The sequence below is a fragment of the Janthinobacterium sp. AD80 genome, from assembly GCF_002878455.1.
Lineage (GTDB): Bacteria > Pseudomonadota > Gammaproteobacteria > Burkholderiales > Burkholderiaceae_D > Janthinobacterium.
Window position 1 is genome coordinate 1 of sequence record NZ_NRDQ01000110.1, and the last position, 21,966, is coordinate 21,966.

Sequence of the window (21,966 nt, forward strand, 5' to 3'; positions counted from 1 at the left end):
AACGCGCCCGTGTAGCCGAGCGCACGCAAGCTGGCCGCGATGCTGCGGCACAAGGCGCGCACGCCACCGAACAGGCGCAGGCTGGCACCCGCGTCCACCAGCAGCGTCGCTTCCTCGCCCTGCGCCACCAGCGGTGAATATTGCAGCAGCGCCAGCGCCACCGCCTGCAGCGCTTGCGCTTCCAGTTCGGGCGAGCGTTCGTGCAGGCGCGCCTGCGGCGCCAGCATCAGGGCGCCGGCACGCCGCATGCCCGGCTTGATGCCGGCTTCCCGCGCCAGCGGCGACAGGGCCATCACTTGCTCCTGCTCCAGTACCACGCCCAGCTGGTCAGCCGACCAGCGCGGGCAAAACACTTCGAGCGGGAGCCGGGGCAGGCACAGGCCGATCCAGAGTCGCATGGCGTCGCAGTAAAGAAGGAGGTTGCAGGGGCAGGAACAACGGCGCATCGCGCTGCGGTCCCCGGCGCTTGATGAAGCCGATCTCGATGCCGCCGGCGGCCGGGCGCACGGACAGGCGCAAAGGCGCCGGCGAGGCATCCTGCGCGCCGTGCAAGGGACGCAGCATGCAGAACAGGGTATTGCCGCCTTGTGCCGCCAGGTGCAGGCGGCGCAGGCTGTCGGCGCGCACTTGCGATTGCCAGAACAGCAAGGCGCCGCAACTGCCGCTGCGCAAAATATTTTCCGCCGCCCACAAGGCATCCTTGCTGCTGGCGCTTTTAAGCCACAGCAGTTGCGACGGCGCCAGCCCTTGCGCGGCCAGGGCCAGCGCCTGCGGCGGATGGGGCGGCTGCAACAGCACGATGGACTGTCCCGTCAATTGTGCCAGCGCGGGCGCCAGCAGGCGCAATTCGCCGCTGCCCGGCTGCTGCACCAGTAAATCGATCAGGCTGCCACTGGGCCAGCCGCCGCCAGGCAACTGTGCCGACAGCGTGGCAAAGCCCGTGTCCAGGCAGCGCGTGGCGCCCTGCCCCAGCTGCGATGCGCGCCATAAAGACGGGTGCAAGGCTTCCGGCGACGCCATCAATTGGGAATGTTGCATGATTGAATAGAGAGATGAATACTGTATGCATATACAGTACTATCCAGACCTGCTTTTGGCAAGGCTTATCTGTATATCATCTGCCCGGGGGCCGTTGCGGCATGTCCGAAAAACCCCGTTTCCGGCATCGATTGCTGTACCATAAGCACTCTCCTTACCGCTCGGCAATGTACCGGGCGGCTTTCTCCGTCCATAAGGAAACGCATTTGACCACCATCCAAATCATCAGCGCCATCGTCTTCGGCCTTGCGCTCATCCACACCTTCGCCGCCAAGTCTTTTGAAACATTGTCGCGGCGCCACCCACGCCATGCGGGCCTGCTGCATTTGCTGGGCGAAGTGGAAGTCGTGTTCGGCTTCTGGGCTTTCATTTTGATCATCATCATGGCCTTCGTCTCGGGCGGCGATGCGGCTATCGAGTATGCCGAGTCGCGCCAGTACACGGAACCGCTGTTCGTCTTTGTCGTCATGGTGGTGGCCGCCTCGCGCCCCGTGCTCGACGCCGTGCAGCGCCTGCTCAAAGGCGTGGCGCGCGTGATGCCGCTGCGCACGGAACTGGCGCTCGTCTGGCTGGGCCTGGCACTCGTGCCCCTGACGGGCTCATTGATCACGGAACCGGCCGCCATGACCCTGGCCGCGCTGATGCTGGCGCCGCAAATCTTCCGCCCGGGCATTCCTGAATGGCTGAAATACGGCGCCCTGGGCGTGCTGTTCGTCAACGTTTCCATCGGCGGCACCCTGACCTCGTATGCGGCGCCGCCCGTGCTGATGGTAGCCACCACCTGGAACTGGGACAGCGCCTACATGGCCAGCCACTTCGGCTGGAAGGCCGCCATCGCCGTGCTGGTCAACGCCACGGGCGTGAGCATATTGCTGCGCAAATATCTGCACAGCAATACCTCCGACATCAAGCCAAAGGCCGGTGAAGTCGAAGCGCCGAAAGTGCCGCTGGCCGTCAGCCTCGTGCACATGATCGTGCTGGCCGGCGTGGTGACACTGGCGCACCACCCCGTGCTGTTCATCGGCCTGTTCCTGTTCTTCCTCGGTTTCGTTCAGGCCTACGAGCGCTATCAAAGCCCGCTGATCCTGAAGGAAGGCTTGCTGGTCGGCTTCTTCCTGGGCGGCCTGGTGGTGCTGGGCGGCATGCAGCAATGGTGGTTACAACCCATCGTCTCCAGCCTGAAGCCGCTGGCCCTGTTCTTCGGCGCCCTGGGCCTGACGGCCATCACCGACAATGCGGCGCTGACTTACCTGGGCTCGCTGATCGTCGGCATGACGGACGAAGCGAAATACATGCTGATGGCTGGCGCCGTGGCCGGTGGCGGCCTGACCGTCATCGCCAATGCGCCGAATCCGGCCGGCGTGGCCCTGCTGCGCCGCGGCTTCAAGGATGAATCGATCGGCGCCATCGGCCTGCTGGCGGGCGCCCTGCTGCCCACCGCCGTGGCGGGCCTGGCCTTCCTGGCCCTGTAAACCGCATCGGCGGGGCGGCCGCGGCCGCCCCTGCTCCCTCGTTTTCCTTCCTCAGTTACCCTCCTCAGTTCCCGTCATGGACGAGGAAATGCAGGCGGTCATAGAACAGGCTGTAGGCATAGTCGAAGGTGCCGACGCTGCGAAAGCCCTTGTGCAGATACACCTGCAAGGCTTCGCTCTTTTCCCACACCGTCAGACTGATGCGCCCACAGCCCTTGCGGCTGGCCAGGTCGCGGATTTCATTGAACATCTGCTTGAACAAGCCCTGCCCCCGGTACTTGTCATCGATGGCCAGGCTGCTGACGAAGCAGTCGCCGGCACGCGCGTGCTGCAGCACGAACTGGTCATACGCCTTGTCGAGCGCCTTCATGTCATCGCGGTAATAGGAGACGGCGCCGCAAGCCTGGAACTCGTCCATGGTGGCGGCCGTGAAGAAGCCGATGAAGCGCCCGTCCTCGTCGTGCAAGCCATGGATATGCGCCAGATACGGCTCGATATTCTGCCGCCGCTGCAATTCCACGAATTGCAGATTGAGTTTATTGCCGAAGGAGCAGTATTCAAGATAGCTGGTGGCGAACAGCAGCTTGGCCATGCGGTTCTTTGCCTCCTCGTCCAGCAGGCTGCCGGGCACCAGCCTGAGCGGCGCATGCGACAGCAGGTCCGCCTGGCCCTCTTCCTCGGGCACGGCAGCGCTGGCGGCCGGCAGGCGGCGGGCATGGCGGCCCACGGTGGGGCGCCAGAAGGCGCCATCGGCAATATGCCGCGAGCGGTGCGCCAGCAGGTAGCGGCAAAAGATGCTGTTGACCCTGTCCAGCTGAGGGTCGTCCGACAGCACCGAGTAATAATGGAAATGTTCGATGTCCGAGCGCAGCTGGGCCGCGTAAGCCATGCGCGGCACTTCCTCGATATCGAACACGTCGACGATATTGACCAGGTTCAAAGGGTCGTCCAGTTGCCAGTCGATATCGTCCAAGGTGGCAATGCAGCGTACATACGCGCGCCGCTCTTCCACGCTGAGGGGCAGGTGCACCTCGGTGATGATATCGTCGAGCAGGCGCATGCCGCGGATGCCGCCCACCACCGCTTCCCGGGTACCGTCGTACAGCACGCAATAGCGCTGGTAGAACTCGGCATGGCTGAGCATGGTGCGTCCCAGGTGCTGTTTCCACTCGGCATAGAACTGGCCGAACAGGCGCGCCTCGAATTGCGGGCAGGAACGGGGCACCTCGCCGGCGATGCCCGCATAGGCGCGGTTCACATTGCGCTGGATCAAGCGCAGCGCGCCATCATTTTTGCGGGCGACCAGCATGCCCGTTTCATCGAGAAACAGATTCATCCAGCTGACATGCTGCCGGCCTGCGCCATCGCCCTCCTGCGGCTGCTGGAAATAATCGGGCACTTCCGGCTTCATGAGGAAAATCGTCGCCGGGTTATGCGGAATCGTATCGACATCCATATAGATGCCGCCGTACTCGCACACGATGAGGATGCGGAAATAATCGGACAGGGTGGCGAAATAGCGCTGTGCATGCAGGGTGTCGAGGATGCCGAAGCGCTGCGGCGCAAAATCCAGCGCCAGCGCGCGCAGCGAGTTGATGTGCAGGGTCGTGCCGCCGATCGCATAGCGGCCTATCGTGTAGCGTCCCGCGCCGCCCGTCGGGCTGAAGCGCGGATCGCTGCGCAGCTGGGCCGCATCCCACACCCACAGGATGGAAACATACGGCGCTCCGCCGTGATCGCGCACCTCGTCAAGCGCCGCGCCCCACTGCTGAATCGCTTCGGCAGCGATGGCCGGCAGCGGGCCGCCCATCCAGATACGGTGCAAATAGCGCTCGTCGTCGCCCAGCGCGCGCGTGGGGATGGCGCTCAGAGAAGAACAGCTGGCCGCATTGAAATGCGTAAAGTTGGCGGCGATGAAGGCGCGCAGGGCGGCGATGCCAGCCTCGTGCTCTTCGGCCAGCGCCATACGGCCGGAGCCGGGATCGCCGTGGCGGGCATCGGCCAGCTTGATGAAATCGAGTTTGAGCTTGTTTATGCGAAACTCATATTCCAGGTTAAAAATCGTTACTTGATCATGTTTTGAGGCCAGGTCATCTATTTTCATGAACGCACCATCTTCCACAGGAGAGTGTAGGTAAACTTCGTATGAGGGAATTCCACGTCAACAACACGCGCATCGTTGCGCCATCAATGCCGGGCCAGCCGCACCTCGCTTTCCCCACGTCCCGCCATGCCGCGCGTAAACAGCAGCAGGCAGGCAACGATGATCAGAATCACCGGCATGTTCAGCAGCGCATACGTTTCCAGCGCATAGCCGAAACGCTGGCACAGCACGTTGTACAGCTGCAGCCAGGCCGACAGATAAATGCAGTACAGCAAGCTCATGGCGGCCGTCGTCAAGGTCATCGCCTCCTTGCTGGCGGTAATGGCGCTGCGGATCAGGGCGCCATTGAACAGGCCGAAACCGAGGGAATAAATGAACATGCAGGCGGCAAACACGTCGACGTGATGGCGGAACACGCCCGCGCCCAGCATGCCGGCCGCCGCGATCAGCCCGCCCAGGCGCAGCAAATAGACCAAAGGGAAATCCTGGCGCAGGCGCTGGATGGCGATGCTGCTGAGTACAAAGCCCGACAGGATCACGCATTGCAGGGCGATATAGGTGGCATACGACGCGCGCATTTCCTGCAGCACGAAGATGGGGGAAAAGCCGATCCAGGCCGTCAGGGGCACGGTGGCCAGCCCGGCCGTAAACATGCCGAACATGAAGCGCCCATTGCTGAAAATGGCCGCATAGCTGCGCACGATGGCGGCCAGGTCCAGCCGCGCCACGGCCGGCGGGGTGCGCGGCATGCTGTTGAACAGGCCCAGCAATGACAGCAGCGCCAGCAAGCCCGAGAGGACAAATACATAGCGCCAGTCCAGCTGGCTGATGATGGCGCTGCCAAGGATGGGGCCGGCCAGGGGCGCCAGGATGGTGGTGCTGGAGAGGATGCTGCTCAGCTTGACGGCCGCCATGTCGTCGAACAGCTCGTGGATCATGGCATAGCCGACAAACACGAAGCAGCAGCCCATGCCCTGCACGAAACGCGCCAGCAGGAATTGTTCGATCGACGCGGTCAATGGCACGGCCAGGGTAGCCAGCAGGAACAAGGTATTGCCCGCCAGGACGAGCTTGCGCTTGCCGACATGCTCGGCCAGCGGCCCGAGGAAAATCTGCAGGGAGCTGCCGCCCAGCAAGTACAGGCTGAGGGACAGGGGAATGAATTTTTTGTCCGCCTGGAACTCGTCGACGATACTCAGCATCGCCGGCATGATCATGTCATTCGATAAATAGATATTCAGCTCGAAGACGAGAAAAAAGGCAAAAAACCACAGCAGTTGCTTCGACTTGATGGACATGGCGCGTTCCGTGACGTGGGTGGCTGCCGCCAGTGCCGGCCGCCTGCCGGCGCATGGCAGGACAAGCACTCTCTGGCACTGAAAACATATACCAATTGTATACCACTTGCCATTTTTTACGCCTTTTTTAATTGTTTTCAAATACCGCAGCAATACCACTTCTGCAAAAATGCACGATGTGGACGCATACCAAAAACAAGCGAAAAAAGGGGAACGCGGCCAAATACCGCGCGTGCGCGAAAGCGCTGCGGCAGGGCTGGTGCTGCCAGCAGGAAAGGAAACGTGCGTACCAATGCCGGCCACGCCGGCACGCAGCGCCGGCTTACCGGAGGTTTAGCGGTGGCTTAGCGGCGGCGCTGGCCGGCGAAGAAATCAAGCAGCAGCTTGCTGGCGTCGGGCTTGGCCTTGTCATTGAAGGGCAGGCTGGCGTCGCCGCCACTCCAGGCGTGTTCCAGGCGCTCGATCTGCGCCACGCGCAGCAGCAGCTGTTTGCCGACCTGGTAGTCATGCAGGGCATACGCATGCGCGGGATTACGCCCGCCTGCCGCACTGGCCGGCAGCCGCCGCACCGTCACCACGGTATCAAACGGCAGACGGTTCACGCGCACGCTCTGGCGTACCAGCTGCGTTTGATTGACGGGCCGTACCACCTTGTCATCCTGCCCTTGCAGCAGCATCGTCGGCAGGCGGGGAAACGCGGGCTGGCGCGCCAGGACTTCATCGATGGCCGCGTCCATGCGGCCGCTGGCGCCGTGCTGCATCACGTGTAGCGCGCCGATCAAATTATGCCCGGCGCCGAACACGGGGCCGGAATGCAGACCCAGCGCGGCGAACAGGTGGGGATGGTTCAGCGCCACGATATGCGCCATGCCGGCGCCAGCGGAAATGCCGCAGATATAGATGCGCGCGCGGTCGATCGCGTGGCGGGCCGCCACCTGCTCGATGGCGCCGACGATCAGGCGCGCATCGCCGCCGCCCTCCTGGGTCGGCTTGTCGTACCACTTCCAGCAGCGGCGCGCGTGCGAGCGCAGCGACTGCTGCGGATACAGCACCGCATAACCCTTGCGCTCGGCCAGGCGGTTCATGCGCGTGCCCTCGGCAAACTGCGTGGCGCTCTGCTCACAGCCATGCAGCATCACCAGCAGCGGGCGGCCACGGCTGCGCATGGCCACGTTGGGCGGCTTGTCGGGCAGATACAGGAAATACGGCAGGCGCCGGCCCGGCAACTGCCCCAGCTCCGGCAGGGGCGCATAGTGGGCCGCCAGCCATTTCCCGGGCGCCGGCGCCGCCTTCTTGCGCACGCGGGACGGCGACAGGGGCGTGGCAAAGGGTGCCAGGGCCGGTACCGCGGAGCGCGTCACCACCTCGCTGGCTGGCCTGGCACGCGGCTTGGCGCTGGCCTTGACAGCGCTGACGGCCTTGCTGCGGGGCTTGGACTTGGATGCCGGCTTGGCCTTGGCTGCCGGCTTGGCCTTGGCGGGCATGGGACCGAACAGCACCTTGGCCAGCTTGGTGGCCGTGCGCTGCTGCGCCTTTCCAGCACGTAACAGCCCGCGCAGCCACGTGGTCGCGGGCTTTACCATGGGCCAGCGTCCACGCTGGGTTGTGGAGCATACCGCCAGTTCATTCCTGTGCATCGTCGCGTGATCAGCATGTGCGGCTCCTCCGGTGAACGCATAGAGTACCGCAATTGGCTTGCGGCACCGTACGTTTGCACGCTTATAAAAGTGCCGCTGGCACCATTGAGGCAGATCAAACACGGCCTCGGGCACATGCTTAATCTGTGAACTCGATCCGCACCACTTTTACAGGAGAAACCACCATGAGCTATCTGGACCGCGACATCTTGGGCATGTACCGCAACAACAGGGACAACGATGGCCCGGGGCCGGAATTGATGGGAGCCGACACCCTGATCGGCGACGATGTCTACAATCACAGCGACGAGGAACTGGGCGACATCAAGGAAATCATGCTCGACATGCGCTCGGGCCAGATCGCCTATGCCGTGCTGTCGTTTGGCGGCGTGCTGGGCATGGGAGAAAAACTGTTTGCCGTACCCTGGGAACGCTTGACCCTCGATACCATCAACAAGCGCTTCCTGCTCGACGTCGACAAGGAGCAACTGAAGAACGCCCCCGGCTTTGACAAGGATAACTGGCCCGACATGGCCAGCGAGGCCTGGAATGAGCAAATGAACCAGTTCTACGGCACCACCTCGCGCTACGGCATGGGCGGTGGCGCGGGCATGGGAGGCAGCCGCGCCCAGTCCGGCAGCGACCTGCGCGGCGGCGCCAGCCTGCAATCGGGCAGCGAAGGCAGCATGTCGGGCACCACCATGAGCGGCAGCCGCGCCGGCATGGGCAGCAGCCAGGGCGGCGACCTGGGCGACCTCGGCTCACGCTCCTCGCTCAGCGATGACGACGACCTGAACAAGCGCACATGAGGGAGCGGCAGACGAAGGCCGCACGAAGCAGGACAGCGTAAGTCGGCGTAGGTCGGCGTAGGTCGGATTAGCGGCGCAGCCGCGTAATCCGACATCACCACCAACGCCAACGAAGCCACCAACGCCAACGCCACCCACGCCACCCCCGCCAACGATATTGTCGGATTACGCGTGGCTACGCCCCGCTAATCCGACCTACTTAAGCGCAGCAAGCTGCCAGCAGCGTTGCTGTCATCGCTGCATGGATTCCCACACCTTCTGCAGGCGCTTGGCCGACACCGGCATCGGCGTGCGCAATTCCTGCGCAAACAGCGATACGCGCAGCTCTTCCAGCATCCAGCGGAAATCGACCAGTTTCGGGTCCGTGTTCTTGCCGGCCTGGCGGTCCTTGGCCTGGCGCAGATACGGCGCGGCCGCCGATTGCCATTCGGCCATCAGCTTGGTGTCGCGGGCCGGGTCGGCGCGCAGCTTTTCCAGGCGCACATTGATCGCCTTCAGATAGCGGGGGAAATGCGCCAGTTGCGTGTACTCGTTTTCCGTCAGGAAGCGTTTATGCACGAGGCCCTGCAGCTGCGACTGGATATCGGCGGCCGCCGCTGCGGGAATATTCTGCAGGCGCTTGGGCAAGCCGTGGAATTCCGTCAGCACTTGCGACAGCAAACGGGCGATTTCATTCACCAGCAAGACCAGACGCGACTTGCCCTCCGCCTGGCGCTTGGCGAACGAGGCGGCGTCCAGCGGCAGCGGATCTTGCAGGCAGGCGATATCGAGCGCCTTGTTGATAATTTGCTCGCGCAACTCTTCCTGTGACCCCAGGGCCATGAATTGCATGCCCATCTGCTGCAAACCCGGAATGCTTTTCTCGACGTACTTGATCTGCTCCTTCATTTGCAGCGCGAACAGACGGCGCAAGCCGATCCTGTGCGTGCGGGCTGCCACGGTCGGATCGTCAAACACTTCCAGATCGCAATGCGTGCCCTTGTCGACCAGCGCCGGGAAGCCGATCAGGGTCAGCTTGCCCTGCACGATCTCCAGCAATTCCGGCAATTCGCCGAAGGTCCAAGCCGTCAAGCCCATGTGCTGCGAGACGGAGGCGTTGCCTGACGCCGGTGCGGCCGCAGTGGCTGCGCCCTTGGCCGGCGCGCCGCCCTTGCCTGCGGCAGCGTTGACGTTGGCAGTGACACCCTGCGCCTGCGCCTGCAGCCGCGACGCCACTTGCGCGCCCGCCACCTTGGCACCGGGCGTGCCCGTGCCGGAGACACCCGACACTTCGGCCAGCTTCTGGAAACTCTGGCGCGCCTGGCCGCCGAATTCCGCCTGCAGGATGGCCAGGTTACGGCCCATGTCCAGCTGGCGGCCATGCTCGTCAATCACCTTGAAATTCATGAAGTGATGGGCAGGCAGAGTTTCCGGCTTGAAGTCCGTCGTCAGCACGTTGATCGTGATCTGCGTGCGGATGTCCAGGATGATGGCGTCGATCAGGTCGCCGCGGCCAAACACGCCCGCCGCATGCACGCGCTCGCAGAATTTGGCGGCGTAATCGGGCAGCGGCACGCAGTGGCGGCGCAGCTTTTGCGGCAAGGACTTGAGCAGCAGATGCACTTTCTCCTTCAGCATGCCCGGCACCAGCCATTCGCAGCGCTCGCGCGGCAACTGGTTCAAGGCATACAGCGGCACGCTCAAGGTCACGCCATCGCGCACGCTGCCCGGCTCGAAATGATACGTCAAACCCATTTCCAGCCCGGTCACCGACATGGTTTTCGGGAACAGGTCCGTCGTCACGCCAGCCGCTTCGTGGCGCATCAGCTCGTCGCGGTTCAGGTACAGCAGCTTGGGGTTCTCGCGCGTGGCCTCCTTGTGCCATTTTTCGAAGCCGGCGCCATTGCATACGTCGGCCGGCAGCAGCTTGTCGTAAAAGGCGGCGATCAGCTCATCGTCGACCAGCACGTCCAGCCGGCGCGATTTATGCTCGAGGTTTTCGATGTCCTTGATCAATTTATGGTTGTGCGCAAAGAAGGGCGCGCGCGTGTCGAAGTCGCCGCCCACCAGCGCGTCGCGGATGAAGATCTCGCGCGCTTCCGGCAGATTGAAATTGCCGTAGTTGATGCGCCGCTGGCTGTACACCACCAGGCCATACAAGGTCGCCCGTTCGGACGCTGTCACTTGCGCCGAGCGTTTTTCCCAGCGCGGCTCGCCCCAGGATTTCTTCAGCAAATGCTCGCCGACTTTTTCCAGCCACTCGGGCTGGATCTGCGCCACGCAGCGCGCATACAGCCGCGTCGTGTCGACCAGTTCGGCCGCCATGATCCACTTGCCCGGCTTTTTCAGCAGCGAGGAACCGGGCCAGATGTGGAACTTGATGCCGCGCGCACCCAGATAACCGGCGCCCGGCTCGTCCTCGCCCTTGAAGCCGATATTGCCCAGCAAGCCGGTCAGCAAGGCCATGTGCAGGTTGTCGTAGGTGGCCGGCGCTTCGTTCAGGCGCCAGCCCTGCTCCTTGACGATGGTCAGCAGCTGCGAATGCACGTCGCGCCATTCACGCAAGCGCATCTGCGAGAGGAAATTCGTGCGGCAATTGTCCTGCAACTGGCGGTTGGTTTTCTTGTGCTCGATGGCGGACTCGAACCAGCGCCAGATTTTCAGGTAGCTGAGGAACTCCGACTTCTCATCGGCAAACTTCTTGTGCGCCTCGTCGGCCGCCTGCTGGTGTTCCATCGGGCGGTCGCGCGGGTCTTGCACGGACAGGGCCGAGGCGACGATCAGCACTTCCGTCAAACACGCATTATCGAGCGCGGCGAGGATCATGCGGCCCACGCGCGGGTCCAGCGGCAGCTTGGCCAGCTTGTTGCCCAGCGGCGTGAGTTTGTTGACGTCATCGACGGCACCCAGTTCCTGCAGCAACTGATAACCATCGGCGATCGCGCGCGCCAGCGGCGGCTCGATGAAGGGGAAGGTTTCCACGTCCGTCAGGTGCAAGGACTTCATGCGCAGGATGACGGCCGCCAGCGAGGAGCGCAGGATTTCCGGTTCCGTGAATTTCGGGCGCAGCAGGTAATCCTGCTCTTCGTACAAACGGATGCACACGCCGTCGGCGACGCGGCCGCAACGGCCGGCGCGCTGGTTGGCGGCCGACTGGGCGATCGGCTCGACTTGCAGCTGCTCGACTTTATTGCGGTAGCTGTAGCGCTTCACGCGCGCCAGGCCCGCGTCAACCACGTAGCGGATGCCGGGCACGGTCAGCGAGGTTTCCGCCACGTTGGTGGCCAGCACGATACGGCGCGCATTGCTGGTCTTGAACACGCGCTCCTGCTCCTCGGCCGACAAACGGGCGAACAGGGGCAAGATTTCCACGTGCGGCGGGTGGTGCTTGCGCAGCGCTTCGGCGCAGTCGCGAATTTCCCGCTCGCCCGGCAGGAACACCAGCACGTCGCCCGAACCGATGCGGCACAGTTCTTCCACGCCATCGACGACGGCATCCATCAGGTCGCGCTTTTCACGCGCGGCGGCGGTCCTTTGCCCCGGCTTGTCGGCGTTCGCGCCCGCACCCGGCATGGCCACCTGCTCGCGCTCGACGGGGCGGTAGCGCACTTCCACCTGGTACAGACGGCCCGACACTTCGATCACGGGTGCCGGTTTTTCCGGCGTGCCGAAATGCCGCGCGAAGCGTTCCGCATCGATGGTGGCCGAGGTGATGATGATTTTCAGGTCGGGCCGGCGCGGCAGCAGCTGCTTCAGATAGCCAAGCAGGAAATCGATGTTCAGGCTGCGTTCGTGCGCTTCATCGATGATGATGGTGTCGTAGTTTTTCAACAACGGATCGGTCTGCGTCTCGGCCAGCAAGATACCGTCCGTCATCAGCTTGACGGACGCGCCCTTCGTCAGGGTGTCGGCAAAGCGGACTTTAAAGCCGACCGTCTCGCCCAGCGGCGTACCGAGTTCCTGCGCGATGCGCTTGGCCGTCGACGAGGCGGCGATGCGGCGTGGCTGCGTGTGGCCGATCAGGCCCTTCTGTCCGCGTCCCAGCTCCAGGCAAATCTTCGGCAGCTGCGTCGTCTTGCCGGAACCCGTCTCGCCGGAAACGATGATGACCTGGTTTTCCGTCAGGGCCTTGGCGATTTCGGCGCGCCGGCCCGAAACGGGCAAGTCTTCCGGATACGTAATTGGCGGCAGCGGATTGCGGAAAGCCTTTTCCGCCTCGCGCGCGGCGCGCGCCGTATCACGAGCCTCGCGGGCCTCCGTACTCTCGCGGCCAGCCGCCGCATTGCGTGGCGCCTGTCCTTCGCGCGGCGGACGTGGCTGGGATGGAGCTTGGCGCTCATTGCGCTCACCGCGCGCCCCCGCCCTCTGCTGCTGTTGCTGCCGCTGCTGCTCTTTCGGCTGCTCCCCGCGCGGTGCCGCCGGCCGTTGCTGGCTCACGGGCGGACGCTGGCGCCCCGGCGCAGGCGCGGGCGTGGAGACGGGAACGGAGGCGGCATCGGGCGCAGAAACGGGCGCGGAAACGGGCACATTCGCAACGTTGGAAGGAGGGGAAGACTTATTGCTGGCTGAAGACATTGTTTTTTACAGGTATTTTAAGCGCGCACATCGCGCAGCGAATTATAATGCGCTTAATGGAAAACCCTACCCAATTCGTCCAATGGCTGCGCTCCGTCGCGCCCTACATCCACGCCTTTCGCGGCAAGACCTTCGTGGTCGCCTTCCCCGGTGAACTCGTCAGCGCCGGGGCGCTGCAGGTGCTGGCCCATGATCTTTCCCTGCTGCATGCGCTCGATATCAATGTGACCGTCGTCTACGGCTCGCGCCCGCAAGTGGCCGAACAACTGGCCCTGCGTAACGTCGAAGGCCGTTTCCACAATGGCGTGCGCATCACCGACATTGCCGCACTGGAATGCGCGAAGGAAGCTGCCGGCGAGCTGCGCCTCGACATCGAGGCCGCCTTCAGCCAGGGCTTGCCGAACACGCCCATGTCGCATGCGGCCATCCGTATCATTTCCGGCAACTTCATCACGGCGCGTCCGCTGGGCGTGATCGATGGCGTGGACCTGGAACTGACGGGCATCACGCGCAAGGTCGATGCTGAAACCATCCATTCCATCCTCGGTTCGGACGGCCTGGTACTGCTGTCGCCGCTGGGCTTCTCGCCGACGGGCGAAGCGTTCAACCTGACCATGGAAGACGTGGCGTGCAGCGCCGCCATCGCCCTGCACGCGGATAAACTGATTTTCATTACCGAAACGCCAATGATGGAAGACGCGACAGGCGTGGAAATCCGCGAACTGTCGTCGCACCAGGCCGAAGCCGTGCTGATGGCGGGCTTCCTGCCCGACGCCACGGCGTTTTACCTGAAACATTGCGTCAAGGCATGCCACAACGGCGTCGAGCGCTCGCACATCGTGCCCTTCTCGATGGATGGCTCGGCGCTGCTGGAATTGTTCACCCATGATGGCGTGGGCACCATGATCAGCCATGAAAACCTGGAAAGCCTGCGCCAGGCCACCATCGAAGACGTGGGCGGCATCATCAAGCTGATCGAACCGCTGGAAGCGGACGGTACCTTGGTCAAGCGGGGCCGTGAGCTGATCGAGCGCGAGATCGATTATTTCTCTGTCATCGAGCATGATGGCGTGATCTTCGGCTGCGCCGCGCTGTACCCGTTCCCCGCGCAAAAGATGGCAGAAATGGCATGTTTGACGGTCAACCCTGAAGTGCAGGCCCAGGGCGACGGCGAGCGTATCTTGAAACACATGGAAAACCGCGCGCGCGCCGCCGGCCTGAACAAACTGTTCGTGCTGACCACGCGCACCTCGCACTGGTTCAAGAAACGCGGCTTCGTGCCGGCCACGGTCGATGATTTGCCGAAGGACCGCCAGCATATGTATAACTGGCAACGTAAATCCCAAGTGCTGATCAAGACACTGTAAAACTGAAAAAGCCCGGCATGCCGGGCTTTTTTACATTCAGATCGTTATTTGATATTCAATGGGGCAAACGACTTGACCAGGTCGTCGAGCGCCTTCAATTGCGCCAGGAACGGTTCCAGCTGGTCCAGCGGCAGGGCGCTGGGGCCGTCGCAGCGGGCATTGTCGGGGTCAGGATGGGCTTCCAGGAACAGGCCGGCAATGCCGACGGCCAGGCCGGCGCGCGCCAGGTCCGCCACTTGCTGGCGGCGGCCACCCGAGGCGGCGCCACCGGGGTCGCGCTGCTGCAGCGCGTGCGTGACGTCGAAGATGATCGGCAAGTCGTCGCACGTTTTTTTCATGACGCCAAAGCCCAGCATGTCGACCACCAGGTTGTCGTAGCCAAGGCAAGTGCCGCGGTCGCACAGGATCAGTTGATCGTTGCCCGCTTCCTTGAATTTCTCGACGATATTGGCCATCTGGCCAGGGCTGAGGAATTGCGGCTTCTTGATGTTGATGACTTTACCGGTTTTCGCCAGGGCCACGACGAGGTCCGTCTGGCGCGCCAGAAAAGCGGGCAATTGCAGCACGTCCACCACTTCGGCCACCTGCTGCGCCTGCCATGGTTCATGCACGTCGGTAATCACGGGCACGCCGAACGCCGCTTTCACATCCTGGAAGATGCGCATGCCCTCTTCCAGGCCCGGGCCGCGGTAGGAATGGATGGACGAGCGGTTGGCCTTGTCAAAGCTGGCCTTGAACACATATGGAATCCCCAGTTTTTGCGTAACGCGCACATATTCTTCGCAGGCGCGCATGGCGAGATCGCGCGACTCGAGCACGTTGATGCCGCCAAACAGCGCGAAGCTGCCTGTGTTGCTGACATCGATGCCATGGACTTTCACTGAGGTCATAGGGGATTCCATATTGGTTAATTACTACTACTGGGTTCGAAGAGGCGCCGCCAGCGGCGGGCGCGATAAAGCATCTTACTAGCTAGGGCGGCGCAGATCAAATTTGATCCAGCGCAAGGGCGTGGCAAACGGCGCGTGGCCCGGCCGCGACGGCCCCGCGAAGGGACGCGCAAAGTGCCTTATAATCACGCTTTATCTCTACACTGATTCAGGAGCACAGATGGCCCGCACGATCCACTGCATCAAACTCAACAAGGAAGCCGAAGGACTGGACTTCCCGCCGTACCCGGGCGAACTGGGCAAGAAGATTTACGAATCGGTGTCGAAAGAAGCCTGGGCTGCCTGGCTCAAGCACCAGACCATGCTGGTCAACGAAAACCGTTTGAACCTGGCCGACGCGCGCGCCCGCAAATACCTGGCCACCCAGATGGAAAAGCATTTCTTCGGCGATGGCGCCGATGCGGCCATGGGTTACGTGCCGCCAACCGAGTAAGCACGGCGCAGCTCACTCTCGGGCCTCCGTTGCTCGCTGTACCGAATGTACAGCTCCGCTACTCGGCCCGATATTGAGCTTGTTCGCCACGGTTGCAAAGGTGCCGATGCGGTGAATTCTTTTTAGCTCATCGCCACCTCTATCCCCTCCCTGCTTCACGCCGCCTGACGCCGTTTCACGGCCATCCCACCCCGTTTCGTCGCACATCGCTGGCTGCCCATGCCGCCGGCAGGCACAGTACGTCCATCGACAACGACTTTCCAAGGCGGACACCATGTTGCAGCACATCTTCAGCCACACTCCCCTGTATGTCTGGGCCATCCTGGGCTTTCTTGTCTACCGTGGCGTACTGGCCAGCCGCGCGCGCGAAGTGACCTTGCGCAAGCTGTGCATCATTCCCCTCGTCATGCTCGTCCTGTCGCTGAGCGGCGTGCATGGCAGTTTCGGTTTCGACGGCATGGCGCCGTTCGCCTGGGCGACTGGCGCATTGGCGGGCGCGGCGCTGGCATGGTCGCTGACCGATGCGCGCAAGCTGACGGCCTGTCCCGAGCGGGGCAGCGTGCAGCTTCCCGGCAGCTGGCTGCCGTTGATATTAATGATGAGCATCTTCTGCATGAAATATGCGGTGGCCGTGGCCCTGGCCGTCGCTCCAGCGACTGCCCATGCGCCCGGCTTCATCGTGCCTGTCTGTCTCGCCTATGGCTGCTTCAGCGGCCTCTTCCTCGGTGGCTTGCTGCGCACCATGGCCGTGTACCGCCAGGCGCACATGACAAGCGGCCCGCAAGGGGCCGCCGTGTAAGACAAGTGCAAATGCCGGCAAACGCCGGCTATCCCCTTAGTACGCCAGGGTGCGCACGCCTTCCGGCATGCCCAGCAGGCAAACGTTGGCGCCGCGCACGGCGAACAGGCCCACGGCGATGACGCCGACGATCTGGTTGATCTGCTGTTCCAGCGCCACCGGGTCGGCGATCTGCAAGCCCAGCACGTCGATGATCTCGCCGCCGTTATCCGTGATGAACGCTTCGCTAGTACCCGCCTTCAGGCGCAGGCGGGGCGTGCCGCCCAGCGCGGCCAGCTGGCGCGAAACGGCGGCGCGCGCCATCGGGATGACTTCCACCGGCAACGGGAAGGCGCCCAGAGTGTCCACCAGCTTGGAACCGTCGGCGATGCAGACGAACTGTTTCGCGACCGAAGCCACGATCTTTTCACGCGTCAATGCCGCGCCGCCACCCTTGATCATGGCGCCGCTGGCCGTGATTTCATCGGCGCCATCGATGTAGACGGCGATCGATTCGACGTCGTTCAAGTCGAACACGGGGATGCCATGGCCTGCCAGGCGGGCGGCCGTCGCTTCCGACGAGGCCACGGTGCCCTTGATGCTGTCCTTGATCTTGGCCAGTTCATCGATAAAGAAATTGGCGGTGGAACCGGTACCGACGCCGATAATTTCACCTTTCACCACATAGTTGATGGCGGCACGGGCTACGGCTTGCTTCAATTCGTCTTGGGTCATGGCATTCAGGCTAAAGTGAGGAATGCCGCTATTTTAACGGATTGCCGTAGCGGCCAGCCGCCCATGCTGACAGGCCGCGGCATTTGAGACAACAGCGGCTTGCGAATATTTTGCCCTAGAGCAATTCGCCAGCCAATTACTCTCTATGCCCTTTAAAATATGCGAAAATGGCACGATTGACAGATATGACGTTTCAGGAATAACACATGACTCACAGTAAACAGGTACTTGTTGTCGATGACAGCCGGGTTTCACGTTTGATGTCGCATCAGTTCATCCTCAGCAAACATGCCGACTGGCAAGTCATCGAGGCGGCGACGGGTGAAGAAGCCCTGGAAAAAGTCAAGACCATGACCCCTGTGCTGATATTACTAGATGTCAACATGCCCGGCATGGGCGGCGTGGCGGCGGCGGAGCAATTGCGCGCGCTGTGCCCGCAAACGCATATCGTGCTCGTCACGGCCAATGTGCAAAATGCCATCCGCAACCGCGCCAGCGAACTACAAGTTGGCTTCATGGAAAAACCGATCACGGAAACCCGCATTCACCAGCTGATCGAGTCACTGGGGCTGTGAGCATGGTCAATCTCTCCGAACTGGAAAACGATGCCCTGGTAGAGATATTCAACATCGGCGTGGGCCACGCGGCGGCGGCGATGAGCGAAATCGTCAATGAAGAAGTCACCATGTCGGTGCCCTCCATCACGTTCCTGAACCGCGCCGACGCGGCGGCATTGCTGGGCAGCAAAAAAGATGGCGAACGCATCTGCGGCGTCAGCCAGCACTACGATGGCGCTTTCGCCACCGAAGCCATCCTGATGTTCCCCGAAGACAAAAGCCTGGAAATCGTGCGCCTGATGGTGGGCGACGCCATGCCGCTGCAGGAACTGACGGAGATGGAACAGGAAGCGATGAGCGAGATCGGCAACATCATCCTCAATTCCTGCGTGGGGACGCTGGCCAACCTGTTCGACAGCGAACTGCATGGCTCGCTGCCCCTGTACCACGTGGGCACCAGCGCGGAAATCCTGTCCTCGTTCGGCGGCCACGACGACGACGCCGTCGTGCTGATGCTGCACATCGACTTCGTGCTGTCGAAGCACCAGATCCATGGCTATGTGGCGTTCGTGCTCGACCTGTCCGCCTTGCACGACCTGAAGCAGCAAGTCAGCCACTACCTGGCCAAGGTCCTGGGCCAGGCGTGACGATCATGCCCGATGCCTTGCACCGACTCGCCCTGCTCGAAAGCATCATCGGTGCCGTCAACCTGGGCGCCATCGTGCTCGATGAAGCACACCGCATCGTGCTGTGGAACCACTGGATGGCGCGCCACTCCGCCCGGACCGCTGAAAGCGTGCTGGGCCAGGACTTTTTCGCCATCTTCCCTGAGCTGCGCCACAAGCGCATCGCGTCGGCCATCACCCAGGCCCTGCGCGACAATTTCCAGTCGCTGCTGTCGCAAACCCTGCACAAGGCGCCGTTTGCGCTGTACACGCATGGTGCCGCCGCCGGCGGCGAGGAAGGCCAGGAACGCATGCAGCAGGCGATCGCCGTCACCCCCATCAATCTGCCCGCTTCGCCGCGCCATTGCCTGATCCAGATCAATGACGTCACCATCGCCGTGGGGCGCGAGAAACTGCTGCGCGAACAAACCATGGTCTTGCGCTCGCAAACCTTTTCCGACGGCTTGACGGGCATCGCCAACCGCCGCCACTTCGACGTCGCCATCGAGAAGGAAATGCGGCGCGCCATGCGCACGGGCAACCCGCTGTCGCTGCTGATGATCGATATCGACCATTTCAAGGATTACAACGACCATTACGGCCACCAGCAGGGCGACGACTGCCTGATACGCGTGGCAGCCGAGCTGGCCGCCATGCTGCAGCGCCCCACCGACTTGCTGGCGCGCTACGGCGGCGAGGAATTCGCCGCCATCCTGCCCGACACGGATGCGTCGCAGGCGCTGGGCATGGCCGAAGCGATCCGCCAGCGCGCGGCCGATTTGCGCATCCCCCATGCGAAGACGGGCAATGAAGCCAAGCACATCACGGTCAGCATCGGCATCGCCACCCAGCATCCGCACCAGCCGCTGGCCATTTCCGCCCTCATCGGCGCCGCCGACCGCGCCCTCTATCTGGCCAAGCGCGCGGGACGCAACCGCGTGTCAGGACAGGCGTGCTAGGAAAGCAACGCACCACGATTAATTCCTGTAGACATCTTTACGGCGGGTGCGTAGACTCGTAGCTGATTGCAGCAAAAACAACAAGAATTTGTCTGTGGTATCTATCCCCGCGCATGGTTCCCCCGTGCAGGATACGGCCAGGAGTGCTTGTGAACCTCGATCCTCCCATCAAGTCGGGCTTGCCAGGTGCGGGCATGGATACGACCATGGTGAACGGCATGCGCCTGCTGTTGTCCAGCGCCACCCTGCTGACCCTGTTCATCGACCCCGAGAGCGCCGGCCGGCTGAGCAGGATCACCTGGCTGATCTTTTCCGCCTACACCATGCACAGCCTGCTGCTCTACGTGCTCGCCGTGCTGGGCCTGAACTTGCCGGAAGACATCTTGCTGTACTGGCTGGACGTGGCCTGGTATGCGCTGATCGTGTTTTCCACCAGCAGCCACAATAATCTGTTCTTCCTGTTTTTCTTCTTTGCCATCCTGATCTCGTCTTTCCAGCGCGGCTTCGAGGAAGGCGCCCGCGTCACCCTGGCATCGGCCGGCCTGTTCGCCGCCACCGCGCTGTTCGGCGAAACAGATGCCGAATTGTCACGCATGCTGCTGCGCACCACCTTTTTGCTGGCGCTCGGCTACATGATCGCCTACTGGGGCGGCTCGGCCATTACCCAGCGCAGCCACCTGGCCCTGCTGCGCGATGTCAGCCAGCTGTCCAATCCCCGCTTCGGCGTGGACCAGACCATCACCTCGGTGCTGGAAAAAACCCGCAGCTACTTCAACGCCCGCAGCTGCCTGCTGATCATGCAGGACAAGGGCACGCGGATCTGGTCGCTGCGCAGCGTGATCCAGACGGAATCGGGCGTGATCCATACCAGCTCGCTGCTCAGCGACGAGGCGGCCAGCCCATTGCTGGCCTTCCCGCCCGATAAAATCGTGCTGTACAACCAGCCGCCGGGGGCCTGGCTGCGCTGGCTGGGTGGCGCGCGACTGCTCAACCTCGACAACGGGCGCTGGCTGCAGCAGGACGACACGGCCGGCGCCAGCCTGGCCGAGCTGCTCGAAGCGCACGCCTTCATCAGCGCCCCGCTGCCTTTACGCAATGGCAAGGGGCGGCTGTATATCGTCTCGTCGACCAGCCTGAGCAGGACTGACGCCCTGTTCCTCAGCCATATCGGCGCACAGGCCTTTCCCGTGATTGAAAACATCGACCTGCTCGACCGGCTCGCTTCGCAGGCGGCCTCGCGCGAGCGCGAAAAGATGGCGCGCGACCTGCACGACACGGCCATTCAACCGTATATCGGCCTGCGCCACGGCCTGGCCGCCCTGCGCAACGAGGCCACCATGGGCAACCCGCTGCTGCCCGAGCTCGACAAGCTGATCATCATGTCGGGCCAGGTGATCGCCGACCTGCGCAGCTATGCGCGCACCTTCAAGAATGGCCAGGTGCAAAGCGAGCCGGAACTGCTGGTCGCGCTGCGGCGCCAGGCCACGCAGATCCGCGAATTCTATGGCATCGACATCGCCGTGCAAATCGAGGGCGACCTGCATATCAATGACCGCCTGGCCGCCGAAGTGTTCCAGATCGTCAATGAAGGCATGAGCAATATCCGCAAGCACACCTCGGCCCGGCATGGCGCCGTCAAGCTCACCTGCGTGCAGGGGGCGCTGCACATCAGCATCGACAACGAATGCGCGGCCGCGCACGTGCCCGATTTCCTGCCCGACTCGCTGGCCGAACGGGCCGCCGCCCTGGGTGGCGTCGCCCGCGTCACCCACAGCACCCTGGGCAATACCTCCGTCGAAATAGAGATCCCCATATGAACGAACTCCAGCGCCAGCCCAGCGCCAGCACCGCCATCCGCGTGCTGCTGGTCGACGATCACAAGACCATGCTGTGGGGCCTGGAACGGCTGATCGGCGGCGAACACTCGGGCATGCGCGTGGTCGCCACGGCCTCCGACAGCGCCGAGGCGCTGGCCCAGGCAGCGGCGCTGGAACCCGATGTCATCGTGCTCGACCTCGACCTGGGCGGCGTCAGCTCGCTGGCCATCCTGCCGGCGCTGGTGCAGCGCGGCGCCACGCGCATCCTGGTGCTGACGGCCAGCCACGACCAGGCGACTCTTGACCAGGCCATCCTGAAAGGCGCGCGCGGCATCATCAGCAAGGATGCGCCGGCCGAAATGGTGCTCAAAGCCATCGAGAAGGTCTACCACGGCGAACTGTGGCTGGAACACGCCATGCTGGGCCGCATGCTGACCCAGCTGACCCAGCCGGGCGGCGGCTCGGCGCATGCCGCCGCCGTGGCCAGCCTGACCCTCAAGGAAAGAAAAATCATCGCCGCCCTCGTGCATGGCAGCGGCACGCCGGCCAAGCTGCTGGCCGACCAGCTGTTCATTTCAGAACACACCCTGCGCAACCACCTGACCTCGATCTACCGCAAGCTGGGCGTGTACAACCGCCTGGAACTGTACGCCTACGCCACCAAGCACCACCTGGGCGAGCTGCCCCGCAGCTGACCGCGCGCCACTGGCGCCGTCCCTCCCCGCCAGGCCGCGCGCCTGCCCCTTCCGCCCCTCCAGCCCTTGCGCCGCCGCACCACGGCGGGGCATCCGCA

18 protein-coding genes and 1 pseudogene are annotated in these 21,966 nt (G+C 63.1%); 11 read left to right on the plus strand and 8 right to left on the minus strand.

The genetic code is table 11. The annotated features are described in order from the left end of the window. Together JaAD80_RS19655 and imuA are read right to left on the minus strand one after the other, a co-directional pair. Positions 1-398 (minus strand): annotated as a pseudogene (locus JaAD80_RS19655) (DNA polymerase Y family protein); the annotation flags it as partial. Next, positions 328-1,038 carry a translesion DNA synthesis-associated protein ImuA gene (gene imuA, locus JaAD80_RS19660; protein WP_102296524.1) on the minus strand — a complete coding sequence of 237 codons (711 nt, stop codon included), beginning with the start codon at positions 1,036-1,038 and terminating at the stop codon, positions 328-330. The gene imuA and the pseudogene JaAD80_RS19655, both read right to left, overlap by 71 nt. 206 nt (positions 1,039-1,244) lie before the next feature. On the opposite strand from imuA, the gene JaAD80_RS19665 reads away from it, so the two are divergent. After that, the gene (locus JaAD80_RS19665; protein WP_102296549.1) at positions 1,245-2,510 is read left to right on the plus strand and encodes a putative Na+/H+ antiporter; all 1,266 of its coding nucleotides are present in this window, start codon (positions 1,245-1,247) and stop codon (positions 2,508-2,510) included. Positions 2,511-2,574: 64 nt separating this feature from the next. Here JaAD80_RS19665 and JaAD80_RS19670 read toward each other — a convergent pair whose 3' ends face one another. Both JaAD80_RS19670 and JaAD80_RS19675 read right to left on the minus strand, forming a co-directional pair. Then, positions 2,575-4,614, minus strand: a complete 2,040-nt coding sequence (locus JaAD80_RS19670; protein WP_102296525.1) for a GNAT family N-acetyltransferase — start codon at positions 4,612-4,614, stop codon at positions 2,575-2,577. A gap of 83 nt (positions 4,615-4,697) precedes the next feature. Then, entirely contained in the window at positions 4,698-5,912 is a 1,215-nt protein-coding gene (locus JaAD80_RS19675; RefSeq protein ID WP_102296526.1) for an MFS transporter, read from the minus strand. Between the two features lie 106 nt (positions 5,913-6,018). On the opposite strand from JaAD80_RS19675, the gene JaAD80_RS30410 reads away from it, so the two are divergent. Next, positions 6,019-6,249, plus strand: a complete 231-nt coding sequence (locus tag JaAD80_RS30410) for a hypothetical protein (RefSeq protein WP_146012441.1) — start codon at positions 6,019-6,021, stop codon at positions 6,247-6,249. Positions 6,250-6,256: 7 nt separating this feature from the next. On the opposite strand, the gene JaAD80_RS19680 is transcribed toward JaAD80_RS30410, so the two are convergent. Further along, positions 6,257-7,495 (minus strand): PHB depolymerase family esterase, encoded by a 1,239-nt coding sequence (locus JaAD80_RS19680; protein ID WP_102296527.1) that lies wholly within the window; start codon positions 7,493-7,495, stop codon positions 6,257-6,259. Between the two features lie 239 nt (positions 7,496-7,734). On the opposite strand from JaAD80_RS19680, the gene JaAD80_RS19685 reads away from it, so the two are divergent. Continuing rightward, on the plus strand, positions 7,735-8,358 hold the full coding sequence (locus tag JaAD80_RS19685; RefSeq protein ID WP_102296529.1) for a PRC-barrel domain-containing protein: 624 nt from the start codon (positions 7,735-7,737) through the stop codon (positions 8,356-8,358). 231 nt (positions 8,359-8,589) lie between these two features. Here the strand turns inward: JaAD80_RS19685 and hrpA are convergent, their stop codons facing one another. Then, positions 8,590-12,912: an ATP-dependent RNA helicase HrpA gene (hrpA, locus tag JaAD80_RS19690; protein ID WP_102296530.1), complete on the minus strand. Its 4,323-nt coding sequence runs from the start codon at positions 12,910-12,912 to the stop codon at positions 8,590-8,592. A 56-nt stretch (positions 12,913-12,968) separates the two neighbouring features. Here hrpA and argA point away from each other — a divergent pair, with 56 nt between their 5' ends. Next, on the plus strand, positions 12,969-14,279 hold the full coding sequence (argA, locus tag JaAD80_RS19695) for an amino-acid N-acetyltransferase (RefSeq protein ID WP_046685875.1): 1,311 nt from the start codon (positions 12,969-12,971) through the stop codon (positions 14,277-14,279). A 44-nt stretch (positions 14,280-14,323) separates the two neighbouring features. On the opposite strand, the gene kdsA is transcribed toward argA, so the two are convergent. Further along, on the minus strand, positions 14,324-15,169 hold the full coding sequence (kdsA, locus tag JaAD80_RS19700; RefSeq protein WP_034750794.1) for a 3-deoxy-8-phosphooctulonate synthase: 846 nt from the start codon (positions 15,167-15,169) through the stop codon (positions 14,324-14,326). A gap of 220 nt (positions 15,170-15,389) precedes the next feature. Here kdsA and JaAD80_RS19705 point away from each other — a divergent pair, with 220 nt between their 5' ends. Continuing rightward, positions 15,390-15,662 (plus strand): oxidative damage protection protein, encoded by a 273-nt coding sequence (locus JaAD80_RS19705; protein ID WP_034750797.1) that lies wholly within the window; start codon positions 15,390-15,392, stop codon positions 15,660-15,662. Positions 15,663-15,936: 274 nt separating this feature from the next. Beyond that, positions 15,937-16,461, plus strand: coding sequence for a DUF6622 family protein (locus JaAD80_RS19710; protein WP_102296532.1), 525 nt, complete (start codon positions 15,937-15,939; stop codon positions 16,459-16,461). A 36-nt stretch (positions 16,462-16,497) separates the two neighbouring features. On the opposite strand, the gene rpiA is transcribed toward JaAD80_RS19710, so the two are convergent. Further along, on the minus strand, positions 16,498-17,175 hold the full coding sequence (gene rpiA / locus JaAD80_RS19715) for a ribose-5-phosphate isomerase RpiA (protein WP_102296534.1): 678 nt from the start codon (positions 17,173-17,175) through the stop codon (positions 16,498-16,500). 206 nt (positions 17,176-17,381) lie between these two features. On the opposite strand from rpiA, the gene JaAD80_RS19720 reads away from it, so the two are divergent. From JaAD80_RS19720 to JaAD80_RS19740, 5 genes are all read left to right on the plus strand, one after another. Next, positions 17,382-17,750, plus strand: a complete 369-nt coding sequence (locus tag JaAD80_RS19720; protein ID WP_102296535.1) for a response regulator — start codon at positions 17,382-17,384, stop codon at positions 17,748-17,750. A 2-nt stretch (positions 17,751-17,752) separates the two neighbouring features. After that, entirely contained in the window at positions 17,753-18,379 is a 627-nt protein-coding gene (locus JaAD80_RS19725) for a chemotaxis protein CheC (protein WP_102296537.1), read from the plus strand. Further along, complete coding sequence (locus JaAD80_RS19730; RefSeq protein ID WP_374755259.1) at positions 18,376-19,356, plus strand: diguanylate cyclase domain-containing protein; 981 nt, start codon at positions 18,376-18,378, stop codon at positions 19,354-19,356. The genes JaAD80_RS19725 and JaAD80_RS19730 overlap by 4 nt, the downstream gene beginning before the upstream one ends. Positions 19,357-19,505: 149 nt before the next feature. Continuing rightward, positions 19,506-21,173, plus strand: a complete 1,668-nt coding sequence (locus JaAD80_RS19735; protein WP_180979492.1) for a sensor histidine kinase — start codon at positions 19,506-19,508, stop codon at positions 21,171-21,173. Continuing rightward, positions 21,170-21,868 (plus strand): response regulator transcription factor, encoded by a 699-nt coding sequence (locus tag JaAD80_RS19740; protein ID WP_102296541.1) that lies wholly within the window; start codon positions 21,170-21,172, stop codon positions 21,866-21,868. The genes JaAD80_RS19735 and JaAD80_RS19740 overlap by 4 nt, the downstream gene beginning before the upstream one ends. The last annotated feature ends 98 nt before the right edge of the window (positions 21,869-21,966 follow it).